This is a genomic window from Amycolatopsis sp. CFH S0740, assembly GCF_004522315.1.
GTDB classification, from domain to species: domain Bacteria; phylum Actinomycetota; class Actinomycetes; order Mycobacteriales; family Pseudonocardiaceae; genus Amycolatopsis; species Amycolatopsis nivea.
Window position 1 is genome coordinate 275,421 of sequence record NZ_SDLS01000008.1, and the last position, 17,340, is coordinate 292,760.

Consider the following 17,340-nt stretch of genomic DNA (forward strand, 5'->3'; position numbering starts at 1 on the left):
CACCTACGCGTCGAACGGCACCGTCCCGGTCAGACACGCCACCCGCGACCCAAGCTATGACCTGGGTCACACCGGAGTATGCCAAGCGTCGTACCCGTAGATCGCGTCCGCCGCGGCCGAGCTGTTTCCGCTCTCCTTGAGCCAGCTGTTGCCCCGCGAGGCCAGTTGCACTTCGCGGGTCCGGTCCAGCCGGGCGGCCTGGTAGGCCTTCAGCGCGACCTCGGTGTTCGGGTACGCCGCCAGCGCCCGCGACAGCACCACGCTGTCCTCGATGGCCATTCCCGCGCCCTGCGCCATGAACGGCATCATCGGGTGGCACGCGTCGCCCAGCAGCGTCACTGGGCCGGATGACCAGTTCGGCAGCGGGTCGCGGACGTACAGCGCCGATTGCAGCACCGAATCGCACGCCGCCAGCAACGCGCGGGCCTCGGGGTGGAAGCCGCGGTACGCCTCGCGCAGTTCGTCGACATCCCCTGGGGTCGTCCAGGATTCGTGCCGCCACTGGCTTTGCCTCGTGGTGGCGAAGACGAACACGTCCTCGCCGCGGTTGAGCGGGAAAGTCACCAGCTGCGTGTCCGGATCCGGACCCCACCATTTGGTGAAGCAGTCCAGGTTCGGCACGTCCACCGAACCCGCTGGCAGCACCGCGCGGTAGGCGACCACGCCGGTGAACTCCGGGTGTTCCGCGCCGAACAACGCGGTGCGGACGGCCGAGTGGATGCCGTCGGCGCCGATCACGACGTCCGCGGAAGCCGTCGAAGAACCGAAGTCCAGCGACACCGAGTCCGTTGTGGACAGTCCGGTCAGCTTGTGTCCCAAGTGGACTACGCCGTCCGGCAGCGCGCGTTCCAAGGCAGCCAGCAGGTCCGCGCGGTGCATCGTGAGCTGCGGCGAGCCGTAGCGGCGTTCGGCCTCGTCGCCCATCGGCAGTCGCGACGTTTCCTCGCCGGTGTCCCAGGTGCGGCTGATCCGGTACTTCGGCCGCGCGGCGGTTTCGCGCAGTTCGTCGCCGATGCCGAGGCCGTCGAGGGCGCGGACGGCGTTGGGGGTCAGGTTGATGTCCGCGCCGACGCGGCCGAATCCGGCCGCTTGTTCGTGCACGACCGGCGAGAATCCGGCCTTCCGCAGGGCGACGGCGGCGGCGAGGCCGCCGATCCCGCCGCCGACGATCGCGATTTCCGGCACAGCGAAAGCTCCTTTTAGACAGTGAGGTCGAGCAGGTCGTGGCCCACGACGACCGGACCGGAGTAGTGCGGGCGGACCCGGCCGAGCCAGCCTTCGTCGTCGAGGCGGGCGGGATCGGACGGGCCGAGGTGCGACAGCGCGACCCGCCGGGCCCCGGCCGCCGCGGCGACCCGGCCGACGTCCGCGGGCGAGGTGTGCGAGGCAGCGAGGAAGTCCAGCAGCTTCGGCGAATAGCCGATGCTGCGGTAGAAATCGGGCTCCATCGCTTCGTGCACCAGCAAGTCGGCGCCCGCGGCCAGCTCGCCGACCGCGTCGCTGCGGGCGGTGTCGCCGGAGAAGGCGACGACGCCGTGTTCGGTCTCGAACCGATAGCCCAGCGCCAGGTGCAGCGGCGGATGCGGGACGGCCCGAGCCGTCACGCGCACCCGGTCGTCTTCGTGCACCACGATTTCCGCGCCCGCCGCCGAGAGATCAGTGGCGTGAATGAGCCCGGCCAGCCGCGGCCGGTCGCTGGTCCGCTGGCGCACCGCGACGTCCTGTCCGAACGCCGCGAGATTGCCCGCCACCAGCCCCTCCGTGCCCGCGGCGGGCGGGCCGGGGTCGGTCGGGTCCGGGCCGGGGCCGTAGACCCGCACCGGATCGACGACGCCCTGGTTGACCGGGCCCCAGCCAAGCAGGAAAAGCGTGAACAGCTCGGCGACGTGGTCGGAATGCAGGTGCGTCACGAACACCCCGCCCAGATCGCGCAGGGACAGCCCGGCGGAGACGTACTTGCCGAGCGTCCCGTAGCCCGCGTCGACCAGGTAGACGCGCCCGCCGACCACCACCGCGTTCGCGCAGCCCTGCCTGCCCGGCGCCGGGTACGGCCCGGCCGCCGTGCCGAGCAGGACCACGCGCAGCGCGTCCGTCACGGCGAAACCTCTTCCAGCGTGCGGCCCTTGGTCTCCTCGGCGAAGAACCCGGCGACCAGCGCGCCGGCGAAACAGATCCCGCCGAGCACCAGGAACACCGACGCGAGCCCGCTGCCGCCCGCGTACAGCGCGCCGACCAGGATCGGGCCGAGGATCAGGCCGAACCGGTTCATCACGCCGCCGAGGCTGACGCCCAGCGCGCGGCTGCGGGTCGGGTACAGCTCCGGCGTGTACAGGTACAGGCAGACGTTCACCGCGAAGTTGAACATCGCCGCGAGCGACGACCACACCAGCAGCTGCAACGGAGTCCCGGCGCCGAGCGCGCCCAGCACGACCAGCATCGCGGTCGTCCCGCCCAGGCCCGCGGCCAGCACTACCCGGCGGCCGAGCTCGTCCACGACCAGCGCGGCGATCAGGCAGCCGACGAGACCGGCGACCGAGGTGGCGGTGCTGTACCAGAGCGCCTGGCCGATGGAGAGGTGGAACGAACCCTTGTACAGCGTCGGCAGCCACGAGGTGATGCCGTAGTTGGCGAGGTAGCCGACGAACCAGATCGTCCACACCATCAGCGTGCGCCGCCGGTAGCGACCGGCGAACAGGTCGCGGAACGAACTGCGCTTCGAAGGAACCGCTGCCGGTGCCGCGACGGCTTCGGCGGGCGGAGGAAGCGGGCGGCCAAGGGACTCCTCGACCCGGCGCTCGATCAGCGCCATCGTCGCCTCGGCCTTCTCGATGTGCCCGTGCGAGGCGAGCCAGCGCGGCGATTCCGGGATCCGCAACTGCAGCAGCACCGCGGCGAGGCCCGGAACGGCGGCCAGCGCGAACAGCGGACGCCAGCCCCAGTGCGGGATGACCCAGGCCGCGACCAGCGCGCCGACCGCGAGCCCGGCCGGGAAGACGATCTCGTACATCAGCACGAAGCGGCCGCGGCGGCGGGCCCGGCTGATCTCCGCGATGTACGCGGCCGCGGTCGGCACTTCACCGCCGATCGCGAGACCTTGGACGAATCGGAGAATCAGGAACGGCAGCAACGCGGTGCACAACGTCATCGCCAGGCTGCACAACGCCGTGACGGCGACGCACAGGGTGATCACCTTGACGCGGCCGATCCGGTCGGCGGCCCAGCCGGACGCGAGCGCGCCGAGCAGCATGCCGATCGAGCCGATGGTCAGCGTCGCGGTGCTGGACGCGGTCGTCATGTGCCATTCGCGGCCGATGACCGGCAGCGTGTAGGCGATCAGGAGCTGGTCGAACGCCTCGAAGAACGTGACGATGCCGATGATCAGGCGAATCGACACCTGCCAGCGCGACATCGGGAGCCGTTCCAGCCGGGCGGCGATGTCCCGCTGGGTCACCTCGGGGGTGGCGGCGATACTCATGGGCCCTCCTCGGAGCCGGAGCGTGCAATCGATCGTAGGGGGTTTCAGCGGGCCGGAGGAGAGTCCGGCAGCTCGGCGTCCAGGAACCGGACCAGGTCGTCCGCGGCGGACGGTCCGGCGGGCAGCACGAGCCGATCGGGCGCATGCGGGTCTAATCCGGGCGTACCGGGCCACGGTGGCGGCGCGGGTCCGAGTGCGGCGGCAAGGTCCACGCCCGCCAGTTCGGCGAGGTGGGCGGCGGAGCCGAAACCGGCGGCGGCCACGCGGTGGCGCGGCATCCCCAGCCGGGTCCCGAGGTAATCGAGCGCGCCGGCCAGGTCGGCTTCGAGGTCGGAAAGCGCGAGCGCGGCGAAGGCGGCGTCCGCTTTGTCCGGACCGAAGGTGTGGCCGCCGGTCTCGTAGTAGAACAGCGGCGCGACAGTGACGTATCCGCAGCTCGCGAGCGTGCGGCAGCAGTTCTCGACGGACTCGTCGAGCCCCGCGGCGCCGTGCAGCACCAGCACCGCGCCGCGCACGCGGCCGGGCGGATGCCGCACCAGCAGCGGCGCGGACGTCCGCACCACCCGGCGGCGGCGGTTCGCGGGTCCGTGCCCGTGATGGTGGACTTCGGCAGCTTCGATGGTGCCTCCCACGTCTGGTCTCCCTCAGCTCTCCGGAACCGGCACCGGCGGCACGAACGGCCGCGGCGTGGCGGGCAAAGCGGTCACGTCGACCTCGATCACCGACGGACCGTGCTGGGCCACCGCTTTCGCCAGCGCGTCGGCGAACTGGCCCGGCTTCGACACCAGCGTGTGCGGCAGGTCCAGCGACTGCGCCAGGCGCGCGAAATCGGGGGTGAACAGGTCGACTCCGGCCCGCTGTCCGCGGTGGTGGTCCTGCATGTTGCGCAGCACGCCGTAGCCGCCGTCGTTGAACACGACCAGCGCGAGCCACGGCCGTTCCTGCGCCAGCGTGCACAGTTCGCCGAGGTGCACCGCGAGGCCGCCGTCGCCGACCATCACCACGGTCGGCGCGTCCGGCGTCGCGAGCGCAGCCCCGATGCCGGTGGCGAGTCCCTGTCCGATGCCGCCGCCGACCGGGAACACGTTGGTGCGCGGGTCGTGGATGTCCAGCAGCCGGTTGCCCCACTGGCTGGACGGGATGGTGACGTCGCGGGCGATCACGGACTCGGCCGGGAGGCCGTCGCGCAGGGCAGCGCAGATCTCCGCGTACGGGCCGATCGCCTCGTTCAGCTTGTCCCGCACCGCTTTGCGGGTCTCGACGACGCGGTCGCGCCAGCCCGGTTCGGTGTTGGCTTCCACAGTGGACAGACCGGCGAGCACGGTCGCGGCATCGCCTTGCACTCCGACAGTGGCCGGGTAGACGCGGCCCAGCGCGTCGGCGTCGACGTCGATCTGCAGGTGCCGTTCGGGCAATGCGAGGTGGTAGTGCTTGGTTTCGTTCGAGCGGAAGTGCGTGCCGATCGAGACGAGCAGGTCGGCGTCGGCGAGGAGCTGGGCCGCCGACTCGTGCGCGGCGAAGTTCCCGACGACCAGTTCGTGGTTCTCCGGCATCGTGCCTCGGCCGGAGTTGCTGGTGAACACGGCCGCGCCGAGTCGTTCCGCGAGCGCGCGCACCTCGTCGCGCGCGCCGGTCGCTCCCCCGCCGAGCCAGAACACCGGACGGCGGGCAGCAGCGAGCAGTTCGGCGGCTTCCGCGAGCGCAGCGGCGTCGGGCGGCGGGATCGGGGTCGGTTCGAGCGAGCCAGTACGGAACTCGTGCCGTGAGTACTGCAGGTCGATCGGCCATTCGACGCTCGCCGGACCGCTCGGCACCGACAGCGCGTGCCGGATCGCCGCACGCAGCGTCTCCTCGGCGGTCTCGACCGACGTGACCGTGGCCGCGTGCTTGGAAATCGCGGTCAGCATGCCGATCTGGTCGCGCGTCTCGTGGATGACGCCGCGTCCGCTGCCGAGGAATTCGGAATCGATCTGACCGGTCACGTGCAGCACGCGGCTGCCCGCCGTGAGGGCCTCGACCAGCGCACCCGCCGCGTTGCCCGCGCCGGTGCCGGTGCTGGTGATCGCGACGCCGAGGCCGCCGCTGGCCCGGGAGTACCCGTCGGCGGCGTTCACCGCGGCGGCTTCGTGCCGCACGGGCACGAACCGCAACTGCTGCGCGACCGCTTCCACCAGCGGCAGGTTGTGCACACTCACCACGCCGAAGGCGGTGTCCACTCCGGCTTCGGACAGCAGGCGAACGAGAAGCTCGCCTCCGTGACCGTGATTCATGGGTCCGTCCCTTCTAGACGTAACGTGCAATGCCGCCGCCGACGTCGATCGTCGCGCCGGTCACGTAGGAGGCACGCGGCGAAAGCAGCGTGACGATGGGGAAAGCGACCTCTTCCGCGGTGCCGAGGCGACCGAGCGGAATGCCGCGGTCGGCTGCCAGCTCCGCTGACCAGTCCACAAAGGACAGCTCGCTGCCGGAGGCCTCGTACCGGCGCCGCCACTGTCCGGTGTCGACCAGGCCGAGGCAGACCGAGTTGACTCGTACGCCGTCCTCGGCCAATTCGGTCGCCAACGTCGTGGAGAGATTGAGCAACGCCGCCCTCGCCGCCGAAGTGGCTGCCAACCGAGGTTCAGGCTGGCGCGCGAGGATCGCGTTCACGTTCACCACAGCCGGATTCGCCGCTGCCCGCAGCCACGGCAACGCGGCCCGGACGACGTGCAGGACCGAGAAGATCTTGAGGTGCAGCTCGTCCCGCCACTGGTCGTCGGTGGTCTCGGCGAGCCGCGCCATCAGCGACCGGCCCGCGTTGTTCACGACCCCGGCCAGGCCGCCCAGCTCGCGGGCGGCGTCGGCGACGAAGGTTTCCACCTGCGCCTGGTCGAGCACGTCGCAGGACGCGGTGTACAGCCGGGCTCCGTCGGCACGGGGCAGGTCGGCGAGGGCCTTCTCCAGCCGGACGCCGTCGCGGGCGCAGGCGGCGACGTGCGCGCCCTCGGCCAGCAGCGCGGCCGCGGTCGCGAGCCCGACGCCGGAGCTGGCCCCGGTCACGAGCACCGCCGCGCCCTTCAATCCCAAATCCACGGGTTTTCCCTTCAGCTGCAGACGAATCCGCCGTCGACCACGAGGGTCTGGCCGGTGATGTAGGAGGCCGCGTCGGACAGCAGGAACGCCACCGAACCGACGACGTCCTCCGGCTGTTGCGGCCGGGTCAGCGCGCGGTTCATCGCGTACAGGTCGTGCCGTTCCTGCGGAATGCCCGCGGTGGCTTCGACCTCGGTCAGCCCGGGTGCGACCGCGTTGACGGTCACGCCGTCCGGGCCGCCGTCCCGCGCCATCGCGCGGGTCATCGCGATCACCGCGCCCTTCGAGGCCACGTACTGGACCAGCCGCGGCGAGCCGTACAGCGCGGCGTCGGACGCGAGGTTGACGATGCGTCCGCCCGTCTGCGCGAGCTGCGGATACAACGCGCGAGAGACGAGCCACGGGCCGCGCGCGTTGACGGTCATCAACGTGTCCCACGCTTCGACGTCCAGTTCCGCGAAGTGCTTGCCGCCCACGCCATCGGCCATCGCCGCGTTGTTCACCAAGCCGTGCAACGGGCCGAGCTTCGCGACCGCGTCCGCCAAAGCCGCAACCGACTCCGGATCCGCGACATCCGTGTCGATCCGGTGCGCCTCAACGCCTTCCGCCCGCAACCGGGCGACCCCGTCCGCGGCCCGATCCGGAGAACGTTCGGCAATCACGACGCGACCGCCTTGACGCCCGATCTCGCGGGCGATCGCCCAGCCGAGCCCGCGGCCCGCGCCGGTGACCACATACAACCGATCCTTCATCGCGCCACCACCGAGTCCACTTGGGACAGGAAGTCCAGCACCTCGGCGGAAAACCGGCGCGGCGATTCCTGATGCGCCGCGTGCCCGCCAGGCAGCACTTCCAGCCGAGCACCCGGGATCGACGCGGCGAGCCGTCGTGACTCGGACACCCCGGTCACCTGGTCGTGCTCGCCGACGAGCACCAGCGTCGGCACCGAGATCCGGGACAGCCGCGGACCGTGATCCGTCTCCGCCATCGATTCCGCGGCGGACGTGTACCCGGGCAGCCGGATGCCCGCCATGATGTCCTCGACCCGTTGCGCCACCGCGGGATCCGCGCCGGGCGCGAGCAGCCGAGGCGCGCGCCGACGGGCGAATTCCGCCGCACCTACCCGGTTCAGTTCGCTCGGCCGGGCCCGCATCACCGCAGCGCGCTCGGAGTCGACGCCGGAGCCCCGGGTCGAATCGGCCAGCACCAGCGACCGCACGACCTCCGGGTAATCCAGCGCGACGCGGGTCGCGATCACGCCGCCCCACGAGACGCCCACGAGATGTGCGGGCGCCGCGTCCAGCGAGGTCAGCAGACGGCCGACGAGCGCCGCGTATCCGGCCATGCCCAGCGGCTTCTCCGGATCGGCCGAACCGCCGTAGCCCGGCGCGTCCCAAGCCAGCACCCGGTGTTTCGGCGCCAGACCAGCCACCTGCGCGTCGAACGACGCGCTCGATCCGCCGATGCCGTGCAGCAACAGCACTGGACTGCCGTCCCCGGCGATCCGTACCCGCACACCGTCCACTGTGGAAGTCACCGGAACACCGCCCTCGGCGTCGCCAACGCTTCCAGCGCGGACAGCACCGCGTACGGCACGACCTGGCTCGACGTCGGCGTCTGCGGCGACGGCCGGTTGCGGATCTCGAACCGGTACTCCCCCGCCGGACCGGCCGCGGTGATCACGTGCGAGGTCAACGGCGCGGCCGGATCGGCGATCACCGCCGCCTCCACGACGTCCCAATCCCGCACCGCCAGCGCCACCGACGCAGCCACGTTCGCCGACTTCGGGAACGCCGCGGTGATCTCCCGCGCGGGCCCGCGCCGCAATTCGACCGGTGCGGTCGCCTGCCGCAACTCCTCCGCCTCCGCCTCGGACATCCACGGCTGGACCAGCGAAGACGCCTTCTTCGTCGTCTCGATGACCACCCGCTCGAACTGCCCGAGCAGCGCCGCCGAACGCAGCAGGTCGAGCCCGCCGATCGCGCCGGTCGACAAATGGACCGCGCCCGGGCCGGCCGCGAGCAGCTTCTCCAGCAGCCCGTCCGCCGCCAGCGCGCCGACCGACACCACCAGCAGGTCACACCCCGCCGACAGCACCTGCGGCCCCGCGTCCGCCAGCGCCCGCTGTCCCGCCGCCTCGACCACCAAGTCCGAAGTGGACAGCAGCTCCGGCAGCGCGCACATCGGCAGTCCCGCCGGGGACAGCGCCGGATCGACGACCCCGGCCAGCTCCGCGCCCGGCACCAGCCCGTCGCGCAACGCCTCCGCGACGACCGAGCCGATCGATCCCGCGCCCAGCACTCCTACCTTCACGACTGCCACCACGCCGAGTAGCCGGGGTCCGGCACGCCGCGCATGTGCGCGCGGACGTCCTTCGACGGCGGACCCGCGGTGCCCCACAGGTCGGACAGCTCCGGCGTGCGCCGCCACACCCGGCACAGCCACGCGTCTTCCTCGACCTGCGCGACCTCGGAGGTGTACTCGCAGACGAGCCCGGCCGGGTCGGCGAAGTAGCCGAAGGTGTTGCTGCCCGGACCGTGCCGGCCGGGGCCCCACAGCGGCGTAACGCCGTTGTGCTTGAGCCGCCCGATGCCGCGCATGAAGTGGTCGATCGAGTTCATCTCGTACGCGATGTGGTTCACCGACGCGAATTCCGCCTGGTTGAACGCGATCACGTGGTGGTCGGCGTTGCAGCGCAGGAACGCCATCTGGTGCTCGGACCAGTCCGAGATCCGCATGCCCAGCACCCGCGTGTAGAACTCGCAGGCCGCGTCGATGTCGACCGTGTTGAGCACGACGTGCGCCAGTTTCCGCGGCACCGCGGCGCGACCGTAAGGGTCGCCCGGGACGACCGCGTCGACCTCGGCGGACAGCTCCACCAGCCGGCCTTCCGGGTCGGCGAAGCGAAGGCCGTACCCGCCGCCGACCTGGTCGAGCTTGCCGGGTTCGGTGACCAGCGGGACGCCGTGCGCGGCCAGCCGGGCGGCGGCCGCGTCGACCTCGCGCGGAGTGGCGACCGCGAACGCGATCTTGCCCAGCGCGTTCTGGTCGGCCTGTTCGAGCTGCAGCACGTGGTGCTCGTCGCCGGAACCGCGCAGCCACACGGCGCCGCGGTCGGCTTCGACCTGCTGCAGCCCCCAGACTTCGCGGTAGAACTCGCCGGAATCGGCGCACTGCGTCGAACGCAGCGTCACCGCGCGCAGGGCGCGGAGCCGCGCGATGGGTTCGGCGGACATGGGGCCTCCTGAAACGTCAGCGGGTCGGGGCGGGCACGGGCGCGGCGGGGGCCGGTGCGGCGGCGGGAGCGGCGAGCGCGGCGGCCTGGCGGCGGGCTTCCGACCGCAGCAGCCGGCGCATCCGGACGAGCGCGATGTCGTGCTGGTACAGGTTTTCCCGGTCCCACGCGTCGAGCGGCATCGCCTCGGCCATCTCGCGGTCCTGCTCCAGCACCGCCCAGTGCCGGGCTTCCAGCCGGTTGCGGTAGAGGACGCGCCAGCTGTCGCGTTCCCAGCCGGAAACCTTGCGGCAGCGCCAGAAGAAGGCCGCGTGCTGGGTCTCGTTGATCGCGCACAGAGCGGCGACGATGGTGAACGCGCCGCCCGGACCGGCGGTGTCCGGATACGGGATGTCGAGCGTGACCCACTGCGCGCCGGCGTCGGTGAGCTGCACCCAGTCGAAGTTCACGCCGCGCTGGTCGGTTTTCTCGAAGACGAACCCGTCGTCGATCGCGCGGATCTGGAAGACGGCCTCGCGCTTGCCGCCGAACATGGTGTGGCTGTTGCGGTGCAGGAACGCGCCGTGCATCGGGTCGAGCAGGTTGTCCAGGGAGTAGCCGTACGGCGCGTCCCATTCGACGTAGCAGAGGAAGTTGTCCCACTCGCCGCCCGCGATCGGGTCCGGCAGCTGCAACGGCGTCGGCTCGGCTGACTCGTCCAGGCCGAACCAGGCGAAAACGGCACCGGCGTGTTCCTCCGCGGGGAACGTCCGCAGCGCGCGCCGGCCCTCCAGCGCACACCCCGGGCTGCCGGGGACCGACACGACGACACCGTCGCCGTCCACCTGCACGCCGTGGTAGTTGCAGGCGACCCGGTCGCCCATGTGCACACCGAGCGAAAGCCGCGCGCCGCGGTGCGGACAGCGGTCTTCCTGAACGTGCACGACCCCGGCGGAGTCGCGCCAGAGCAGCAGTTGCTCCCCGGCGCGTTCGATGCGGGTCAGCTCGCCGCGTTTGACAGTGCCGGACGGGCACAGCGGGTACCAGCGGTCGCGCAGGCCCAGTGCCAGCAGCTCTTCGGCGGTTTTGGTCGGCATCACGCCTCCCCTGCCAGCCGCGCGAGTTCGGCGGTGAACGTCTCTTCGGTCCAGTCGGAGCCGTCCGCCGGGCGCAGGCCGCCCGCGTTGAGCGCGGAGACCACGCCGGGCAGGTCGTGCACGCCCCGGCCGTAGACGGCTTCCAGCTCGTCGGCCAGCGCGTTCTCGTAGCTCGTTGGCGGGGCGGTGCGGCTCTGCACCGGCCGCAGCTGCAGCGGCATCGGGCGTTCCCTTCGGTTCGTGGTGGGTCGGGCGTCGTGCGTGGCGATGCCGGTTCTCACCGGCGGCGCCGCGCACGAGCCGTCAGGCGGCGGACGGGGCGAGCACGGCCTGCCCGGCGGCGGTGAGCACCGCGGGCACCCGGAGCCCCGGTCCGCGCGGCGCGGCCGGTTCGGGGGCGAGCAGGCCGGCCAGCTGGTGCCCGAGGGTCGGGTCGCAGCAGGCGAGGCCGTCGACGTAGAGGTGCGGTTCGCGGCTGCACGTCATCTCCACGTGCCCCGCGGCGGCGGCGCGCAGCACGGCGAGCTGCCGGTGGGTGTGTCCGGCCATGGCCGGCTCCTCAGGATCGGTTCTTCTACAGATCGAGCACGAGTTCGGCGGACCGGCACCGCGACACGCACAGCATCATGGTCCCGGAGGTCGCCTTCTCGTCGTCGTCGAGCACGAAATCGCGGTGGTCCGGTTCGCCGGAGAGCACCTTCGTTTCACAAGTCCCGCACACGCCCTCGCGGCACGAGGTGGGCACGGAAATCCCGGTGCGGCCGAGGGCGTCCACAATGGACTCGTCGGCGGCGACCGCGACCCGGGTCCCGGAACCGGCGCACACGACGTCGAATCCCGTTCCCGGCGCGGCGGCCGGAGCCTCGGGGGCCCGGAAGCGTTCGACCCGCAAGGTCGCCGTTTCCGGCAAAGCCGCCTCGACCGCTTGGAGCAGCGGTTCCGGGCCGCAGCAGTGCACGACCGTGCCCGGGGCGAGCCCGGCCAGCCTCGCGGCCAGATCGGGCGGACCGCCGTGCTCGTCGTCGGCGTGCACTTCCAGCCGGTCCCCGGCGAGCCCGGAAAGCTCGTCCAGGAAAGCCATTCCGCCGCGCGACCGTCCACAGTAGAGCATGGACCACGGCGCGGAGCCCGCCGCGAGCTGCCGGGCCATCGCGAGGATCGGGGTGACGCCGATGCCACCGGCGATGAGCAGGTGCTCCGGGGCGTCGTGCAGTTCGAAGGTGTTGCGCGGGCCCTCGACGGGGATGACGCTCCCCGCGGTGAGCCGCTCGTGCACCCACGCGCTGCCGCCGCGCGAGGATTCCTCCCGCAGCACCGCGACCGTCCAGCTGTGCCGATCGGCCGGGTCGCCGCAGAGGGAGTACTCGCGCACCAGCCCGTTCGGCAGGTGCAGGGAAAGGTGCGCTCCCGGCTCCCAGCCGGGCAGCGGCTTTCCTTCCGGATCGCGCAGTTCCACCTGCGTGACCCGGTCGGCCAGCCACGTCGTCCGGTGCACCCGCAGCATCGTCGGCATCGCGGTCTCTTCTCAGCGAGTGACGCCGTGCATCGGCGAGGTGGGCGGGTAAGTCGGCAGCTGCGGCTTCTGCGCGCCGATGATGACGCAGAACAGCGCGTCGGTGTCGCCGGCGTTGCGCAGGCTGCGCGGCACCCCGGCGGGCACGCGGATCAGGTCGCGGTAGCCGAGCACGCGGGTCGCGGTCTTGGTGCCGTCCTCGACGTCGTGCACGGTCACCTCCAGCGTCCCCTCGAGGACGAAGAACGCCTCTTCCACGTCGTGGTGGGTGTGCTCCGGGCCGATCGCGCCGACCGGCAGCCGCATGTTGGAGAAGGTGAAGTGCTCCGAGGGCAGCTGGCGCGCGTCGCCCTCGTGGTTGCCGGTCGCGCCGGAGCCGATGTAGCGGATCTGCGCGCGGCGGAACTCGTCGCCCTTCGCGGCGGCCTGGAAGCCGAGAGTGTCCCAGTCCTCGTACCGCGTCTCGCGAGCGGCGATGCACGAGTCGATGAGCTCCTCGAGTTCCTGGTGCTTGTTTTCGGTGGTGGTCATCGCGGGGCAACTCCTCCGGTGGTCCTCGGCGGGCTCGCCGCCGAATGCCTTAGGTCTAAGAGACTTACTGATAAGGGTTGTACCCTGAGGGCTGTGATCCGCACAACCCCTTAGGCCTAAAATTCTTTCCGGCGGTCTCCCGGCGGCTCGCGTGCAGCGCCAGGCCTTGACGAAATCTTAGGTCTAAGGTTTCCTCGGTCGCACTCCTCGTCATCCGCGCCGAAAGGACGTCGCCATGCAGCCCTTCCCCGTCCCGCCCGACGAAATCCCGGTCGGCGGCGACTGGCAGCGCGGCGGCGGTCCCGCGTCCGCGTGCGTGGACCCCGCCGACGGATCGGCGGTCGCCTCGATCCACGCCGCCGACTCCGCCCAGGTCGACGCCGCCGCCCGGGCCGGCACCGCGGCCGCCGCGGACCCGGCGTGGCGAGACCTGCTGCCGCACCAGCGCGCCCGGCTGCTGACCCGCGTCGCCGACGCGATCGAGGACCACGCCGAGCAACTCGCCCTGCTGCAAACCCGCAATACCGGCAAAGCACTCGGCGAAACGCGTGCGCTGGTCGCGAGCGCGGCTGGCACCTTCCGCTACTACGCGGCCGCGCTCGAAACCCTCGAAGGCGAACTCCCGCCCAGCCGCGGCGCACACCTGACGATGAGCGTGCACGAACCGATCGGCGTCGTCGGCGCGATCACGCCCTGGAACTCGCCGATCGCCAGCGACGCCCAGAAAATCGCCCCGGCGCTGGCCGCCGGGAACGCCGTCCTGCTCAAACCGGCGGAAGCCACTCCCCTGGTTTCGCTGGCACTGGCCCGCCTCGTCCACGACGCCGGCGTGCCGCCCGCGCTGCTGTCCGTCCTGCCCGGCCCCGGCTCGGTCGTCGGCGACGCGATCTCCCGCCACCCGCTGGTCGGCAAGCTCGCCTTCACCGGCGGCACCACCACCGGACGCGTGCTCGGCAGGATCGCCGCGGACCGGATCATCCCGGTCACCATGGAACTCGGCGGCAAGTCCCCGACGATCGTCTGCGAGGACGCCGACGTCGAGGAGACTGTCGCCGGAATCCTGTATGGAATCTTCTCGTCGACCGGGCAGAGCTGCATCGCCGGATCGCGGATCTTCCTGCCGCGCAAGCAGTACGGCGAATGGGCTTCCCGCCTGATCGAGGCGGCCACCGCCCTGCGACTGGGCCCCGGCACCGACCCGGCCACCCAGGTCGGTCCATTGGCGACGTTCGCCCACCGCGACAAGGTGGCCGCGATGGTAGACCGCGCCCGCGAAGAAGGCGCGGTAGTCCGCTGTGGCGGGCAAATCCCTTCCGACGAACGCCTGTCGCGCGGCGCGTACTACCTGCCGACGCTGCTGGACGGCCTCGCGCCCGACGCGAAGACGTGCCAGGAGGAAATCTTCGGCCCGGTCGGCGTCCTGCTGCCCTACGACGACGAGGAAGACCTGGTCGCCCAGGCGAATTCGACCGTCTACGGCCTGGCGTGCGGCATCTGGACCGCCGACTACCGCCGCGCGCTCCGCCTGGCCCGCCGCGTCGAGGCCGGGACGGTGTGGATCAACACGTACAAGCAGTTCAGCATCTCGACCCCGTTCAGCGGCACGAAGGAAAGCGGCCTCGGGACGGACAAGGGCCGCACCGCGATCCGGAGTTATCAGCGGCAGAAGAGCTTGTATCTGAGCCTGGCGGACGAACCGATTCCGTGGGCTCGGGGCTGAATTAGCAGGTTCGGGCTTGGCCGTCCAGTGCCGCGCCGTCGACTCCCCGCAGACCTCGGTCGGGGATCGACGGCACCGCACGCACCGCAGCGATCAATGCGGCGCCGCGCTCGGCCCCGGCCGGACGGAGTCAGTCCCCGAACTCGGCCTGGTCCAGCGACTGCTCCAGCTTCCCCAGCAATTTCGCCAGCTGCGCCCGTTCCGCCGCGGTCAACCCGGTCAGCATGCGATTCTCGTTGGGGAAATGCTCGTGCACCACTTTGTCCGTGGCCGCGAGCCCCTCCTCGGTGAGGCCGATGAACACGACCCGGCGGTCGTCCTCGTCGCGTTCGCGGCGGACGAGACCGGCCTGCACCAGCTTGTCGACCCGCTGGGTGATGCCGCCGGTGGTGAGCAGGTTCGTGTCGGCGAGGTCCCCGGCTGTGCGGCGGTAAGGCGCGCCGCCCCGCCGGAGTGCGGCGAGGATCCCGAAGTCCGCCACCGTGATCCCGTGCCGGGCGAACACGCGCGTCAGCTGCCGCTGGTACCGGTCGAACGAACGGTGCAACCGCCCGAACACCGCGAGCGGCGACGTGTCTACCTCCGGCACCTCGTCCCGCCACTGCGCGAGCATCTCGTCGACCTCGTCCGGCTCGGTCCGCTTCGGCATCCGGCACCCCCTGAATAGCTTTGGGCTAAGAATAGCACCACTAAGACTTTTCGGAGCAGGCTACGGTGACCGCATGACGGTCAAGCGGATGGACAACGTCCTCATCGTCGTCGAGGACCTCGACGCGGTCATCGCGTTCTTCGTCGAACTGGGGCTGGAACTGGAAAACAAGGGCCCGCTGGACTGGCGCGGCGCGGAACGGGTGGTCGGCCTTAAGGACATCCGGCAGGACGTCGCCATGCTGCGCGTCCCCGACGGACCCGGCCGGGTGGAGCTGGCGAAATTCCACCAGCCAAAAGCGATCGCTCCGGAGCCGTGGCGGGCCCCGGCGAACACGCTCGGCATCCGCCGGATGATGTTCGCGGTCGACGACCTCGAGGACACCCTCGCCCGCCTGCGCGCCCACGGAGCCGAACTGGTCGACGAGGTGGTGCAGTACGAGGACATCTATCTGCTGTGTTACGTGCGGGGGCCGGAGAACATCGTCGTCGGGCTGGCTCAGGAGCTCGGCTGAGCGCGCGGCGGATTTACCGAACCCGAACACGCTTCGAACCGAGCTCGCGGATCGCGGTTCTAGCGTGCGGGGCATGCCGCAACGCGCTCGTTCGCTCCTGATCTCGCTGCTGGCCTTGACAGTAGCTTCGATGGCCGTCGCCTGCGTGCCGGGCCAGCCCGCCGCGGCCGGGGGCAAACCGAACATCGTCCTCGTGCTCACCGACGATCTGTCGATGAACCTGCTGCCGTATCTGCCGCATGTCCAGGAAATGGCCAGGAACGGCACCTCGTTCGCCAACTACACCGTCACCGACTCCCTCTGCTGCCCGTCGCGCTCGTCGCTGTTCACCGGGATGGTCCCGCACGACACCGGCGTGTTCACCAACGGCGGCGAGGACGGCGGCTACCGCGTCTTCCACGACCGCGGCGACGACAAGTCGACCTACGCGACGTCGTTGCAGCAGGCCGGGTACCGGACCGCGATGATGGGCAAGTATCTCAACGGCTACCAGCCGAAATCCGACGGGATCCCGCCCGGCTGGAACGAATGGGACGTCGCGGGGAACGGCTACCGCGAATTCGACTACGACCTCAACGAGAACGGCACCGTCAAGCATTACGGCAAGAAGCCCGAGGACTACCTCGTCGACGTCATGGCGGACAAGGCCGCGCGATTCGTGGCCAGTTCGGCAGCCGACCACACCCCGTTCGCGATGGAACTCGCCACGTTCGCCCCGCACAGCCCCTACACCCCAGCGCCCCGCGACGCCGGCGCGTTCCCCGGGCTCACCGCACCGCGCGGCCCCGCGTACGACACGCTCCCGTCGTCGCCGCCGTCGTGGCTCGCCTCCCGCACCCCGTTGACCGACCGGGAAAAACAGACCATCGACAAGGACTTCCGCAAGCGAGCGCAAGCCGTGCAGTCGGTCGACAAGATGATCGGCACCGTGCAAGCGGCACTGGACAAAGCCGGAGTACGCGGGAACACCGACCTCGTCTTCACCTCGGACAACGGCTACCACATGGGCGAGTACCGGCTCACGCCCGGAAAGCAGACGGCGTTCGACACGGACGTGCACGTGCCGCTGGTGGTCACCGGCCCCGGCGTCAAGGCGGGCGCGACGGTGGACCAGCCCGCCGAGAACATCGACCTGCGGCCGACTTTCGAAGCGCTGGCCGGGGCGCCGACCCCCGCACCGGTGGACGGCGAAAGCCTGGTGCCGCTGCTGAACGGCACCGCACCACCGGCGTGGCGCACCGTCGGGCTGGTGGAGCACCACGGTCCCGACTTCGACAAGAACGACCCGGACAAGCCCGCGAAGAACAGCGGCAACCCGACCACCTACGAGGCGATTCGGAGCACCGCCTACACCTACGTCGAGTACGCCGACGGCGCCAAGGAGTACTACGACCGGACCACAGATCCGCAGGAACTGCACAACACCGCCGCTCAGTTGGCGCCGGACAAGGCCCGGCAACTGCACGACACGCTGCGGGCGATGGCCTCCTGCCACGGGGCGGCCGCCTGCCGGCACTGACCCCGTTCACCGGAGCACGCGGAGGCGATCAATCCC

The 17,340-nt window shown here is 71.1% G+C and carries 19 protein-coding genes; 3 read left to right on the plus strand and 16 right to left on the minus strand.

What is annotated here, in order from left to right:
• Nucleotides 1–66: 66 nt before the first annotated feature.
• The 15 genes from EIZ45_RS16930 to EIZ45_RS17000 all read right to left on the minus strand — a co-directional run bounded on the left by EIZ45_RS16930 (nucleotide 67) and on the right by EIZ45_RS17000 (nucleotide 12,902).
• Nucleotides 67–1,185 (minus strand): FAD-dependent monooxygenase, encoded by a 1,119-nt coding sequence (locus EIZ45_RS16930; RefSeq protein ID WP_134663570.1) that lies wholly within the window; start codon nucleotides 1,183–1,185, stop codon nucleotides 67–69.
• 14 nt (nucleotides 1,186–1,199) lie between these two features.
• The gene (locus EIZ45_RS16935; protein ID WP_240690663.1) at nucleotides 1,200–2,096 is read right to left on the minus strand and encodes an MBL fold metallo-hydrolase; all 897 of its coding nucleotides are present in this window, start codon (nucleotides 2,094–2,096) and stop codon (nucleotides 1,200–1,202) included.
• The gene (locus EIZ45_RS16940) at nucleotides 2,093–3,475 is read right to left on the minus strand and encodes an MFS transporter (protein ID WP_134663571.1); all 1,383 of its coding nucleotides are present in this window, start codon (nucleotides 3,473–3,475) and stop codon (nucleotides 2,093–2,095) included. The genes EIZ45_RS16935 and EIZ45_RS16940 overlap by 4 nt, the downstream gene beginning before the upstream one ends.
• A gap of 44 nt (nucleotides 3,476–3,519) precedes the next feature.
• Entirely contained in the window at nucleotides 3,520–4,107 is a 588-nt protein-coding gene (locus EIZ45_RS16945) for a dienelactone hydrolase family protein (RefSeq protein ID WP_134663572.1), read from the minus strand.
• Nucleotides 4,108–4,119: 12 nt separating this feature from the next.
• Entirely contained in the window at nucleotides 4,120–5,745 is a 1,626-nt protein-coding gene (locus EIZ45_RS16950) for a thiamine pyrophosphate-binding protein (RefSeq protein ID WP_134663573.1), read from the minus strand.
• Nucleotides 5,746–5,758: 13 nt separating this feature from the next.
• Nucleotides 5,759–6,547: an SDR family oxidoreductase gene (locus EIZ45_RS16955; RefSeq protein WP_134663574.1), complete on the minus strand. Its 789-nt coding sequence runs from the start codon at nucleotides 6,545–6,547 to the stop codon at nucleotides 5,759–5,761.
• Between the two features lie 11 nt (nucleotides 6,548–6,558).
• A complete protein-coding gene (locus EIZ45_RS16960; protein ID WP_134663575.1) occupies nucleotides 6,559–7,299 on the minus strand; it encodes a 3-oxoacyl-ACP reductase family protein in 741 nt (246 codons plus the stop codon).
• A complete protein-coding gene (locus tag EIZ45_RS16965) occupies nucleotides 7,296–8,084 on the minus strand; it encodes an alpha/beta fold hydrolase (RefSeq protein WP_134663576.1) in 789 nt (262 codons plus the stop codon). Before EIZ45_RS16965 ends, EIZ45_RS16960 begins: the two co-directional genes overlap by 4 nt.
• A complete protein-coding gene (locus EIZ45_RS16970) occupies nucleotides 8,081–8,860 on the minus strand; it encodes an aspartate dehydrogenase domain-containing protein (protein WP_240690664.1) in 780 nt (259 codons plus the stop codon). Before EIZ45_RS16970 ends, EIZ45_RS16965 begins: the two co-directional genes overlap by 4 nt.
• On the minus strand, nucleotides 8,857–9,783 hold the full coding sequence (locus EIZ45_RS16975; RefSeq protein ID WP_037814795.1) for a VOC family protein: 927 nt from the start codon (nucleotides 9,781–9,783) through the stop codon (nucleotides 8,857–8,859). The genes EIZ45_RS16970 and EIZ45_RS16975 overlap by 4 nt, the downstream gene beginning before the upstream one ends.
• A gap of 16 nt (nucleotides 9,784–9,799) precedes the next feature.
• Nucleotides 9,800–10,858 carry a Rieske 2Fe-2S domain-containing protein gene (locus EIZ45_RS16980; RefSeq protein WP_134663577.1) on the minus strand — a complete coding sequence of 353 codons (1,059 nt, stop codon included), beginning with the start codon at nucleotides 10,856–10,858 and terminating at the stop codon, nucleotides 9,800–9,802.
• Nucleotides 10,858–11,079, minus strand: coding sequence for a recombinase-like helix-turn-helix domain-containing protein (locus tag EIZ45_RS16985; RefSeq protein WP_037814792.1), 222 nt, complete (start codon nucleotides 11,077–11,079; stop codon nucleotides 10,858–10,860). Before EIZ45_RS16985 ends, EIZ45_RS16980 begins: the two co-directional genes overlap by 1 nt.
• 82 nt (nucleotides 11,080–11,161) lie before the next feature.
• A complete protein-coding gene (locus tag EIZ45_RS16990; RefSeq protein WP_037814791.1) occupies nucleotides 11,162–11,407 on the minus strand; it encodes a hypothetical protein in 246 nt (81 codons plus the stop codon).
• A 25-nt stretch (nucleotides 11,408–11,432) separates the two neighbouring features.
• Nucleotides 11,433–12,371 carry a PDR/VanB family oxidoreductase gene (locus tag EIZ45_RS16995; protein ID WP_134663578.1) on the minus strand — a complete coding sequence of 313 codons (939 nt, stop codon included), beginning with the start codon at nucleotides 12,369–12,371 and terminating at the stop codon, nucleotides 11,433–11,435.
• A 12-nt stretch (nucleotides 12,372–12,383) separates the two neighbouring features.
• Nucleotides 12,384–12,902, minus strand: a complete 519-nt coding sequence (locus EIZ45_RS17000) for a cupin domain-containing protein (RefSeq protein ID WP_037814787.1) — start codon at nucleotides 12,900–12,902, stop codon at nucleotides 12,384–12,386.
• Between the two features lie 235 nt (nucleotides 12,903–13,137).
• Here EIZ45_RS17000 and EIZ45_RS17005 point away from each other — a divergent pair, with 235 nt between their 5' ends.
• Nucleotides 13,138–14,622 (plus strand): aldehyde dehydrogenase family protein, encoded by a 1,485-nt coding sequence (locus EIZ45_RS17005; RefSeq protein WP_134663579.1) that lies wholly within the window; start codon nucleotides 13,138–13,140, stop codon nucleotides 14,620–14,622.
• A gap of 130 nt (nucleotides 14,623–14,752) precedes the next feature.
• On the opposite strand, the gene EIZ45_RS17010 is transcribed toward EIZ45_RS17005, so the two are convergent.
• On the minus strand, nucleotides 14,753–15,271 hold the full coding sequence (locus EIZ45_RS17010) for a MarR family winged helix-turn-helix transcriptional regulator (protein ID WP_134663580.1): 519 nt from the start codon (nucleotides 15,269–15,271) through the stop codon (nucleotides 14,753–14,755).
• Nucleotides 15,272–15,344: 73 nt separating this feature from the next.
• Between EIZ45_RS17010 and EIZ45_RS17015 the strand changes: the two genes are divergently transcribed.
• Both EIZ45_RS17015 and EIZ45_RS17020 read left to right on the plus strand, forming a co-directional pair.
• Nucleotides 15,345–15,785: a VOC family protein gene (locus EIZ45_RS17015; RefSeq protein ID WP_134663581.1), complete on the plus strand. Its 441-nt coding sequence runs from the start codon at nucleotides 15,345–15,347 to the stop codon at nucleotides 15,783–15,785.
• Between the two features lie 73 nt (nucleotides 15,786–15,858).
• Nucleotides 15,859–17,304 carry a sulfatase gene (locus tag EIZ45_RS17020; protein WP_134663582.1) on the plus strand — a complete coding sequence of 482 codons (1,446 nt, stop codon included), beginning with the start codon at nucleotides 15,859–15,861 and terminating at the stop codon, nucleotides 17,302–17,304.
• The last annotated feature ends 36 nt before the right edge of the window (nucleotides 17,305–17,340 follow it).